This window comes from Flavobacterium sp. LHD-80, from assembly GCF_030929605.1.
In the GTDB taxonomy this organism is placed as follows: domain Bacteria; phylum Bacteroidota; class Bacteroidia; order Flavobacteriales; family Flavobacteriaceae; genus Flavobacterium.
Window position 1 is genome coordinate 1 of the sequence record NZ_JAVFVS010000023.1, and the last position, 884, is coordinate 884.

Consider the following 884-nt stretch of genomic DNA (forward strand, 5'->3'; position numbering starts at 1 on the left):
CGTAAAAGTGATGGCAGTAGCCGCATTCACAACCGCAGTCACTGTATTTGTAGAACAGCCAGTCGTCTTGTCTGTAGCCTTGAAGACATAGCTTCCTGCTCCAAGACCAGTAACCGTAAGAACATCTCCTGTTATTGAAGGAATTCCTGAAGCCGGAGTCAACGTATAGGTCCAGTTTCCAGCCGAGCTTGCTCCGCTTACCGTAAATACCGCAGTACCGTCTGTATTGCCCACACATTTAACATCCGTGCTTGACTGAGATGCTGAAATTGTTGCCGCTCCTGAAATAGGAAGAGAAGCCTGCTTGGTACATCCGTTGGCGTCTTTCACCTCAAATACATAAGTACCTGCAGTAAGTCCCGAGAAGTTCCCTGTCGTGTTCGAAGGCGCCGTTGTAGGGCCTGAAACGATTGAATAAGTGAATGGGGAAATTCCTCCAGAAGTCGTCAATGTAACGCTGGTAGTAGTAGATAAACAAGTAATCGCCGCTGGAGCGCTGAAAATGATTCCTGTCGGAGGATTGTATGCCGGAACATTAATTGTCTTGGTCAGCGTACAGCCGTTTGAATCTTGTACAGAATAAGTGATCGTCTGAGCTGAAGAAGTCAGCGTAACAAGCAATGTGTTCGTACCTGTGTATGTAGTGTTTCCGTTGAAGCTGTATAAATGGCCACCGGATCCACCGCCTGCTGTAACCGTAATTAATGTAGTAGGGCTACAAGTGGTATTTGCAGGGAATGATGCTGAAGATGTTACTTGCGTAGGCTCAATAATAATAACCGATGCCGTTCCCGTACATCCTAGATTGTCCGTAACAGTAATGTTATAAGTGCCCGCTGTAAGGCCTGTTGTGCTGGCTGTAGTAGATACAGTCGTACCTCCTT

1 pseudogene is annotated in these 884 nt (G+C 46.7%); it reads right to left on the reverse strand.

The features are described 5' to 3' along the window. A pseudogene (locus tag RB619_RS21045) lies at positions 1-884 on the reverse strand (hypothetical protein); the annotation flags it as partial.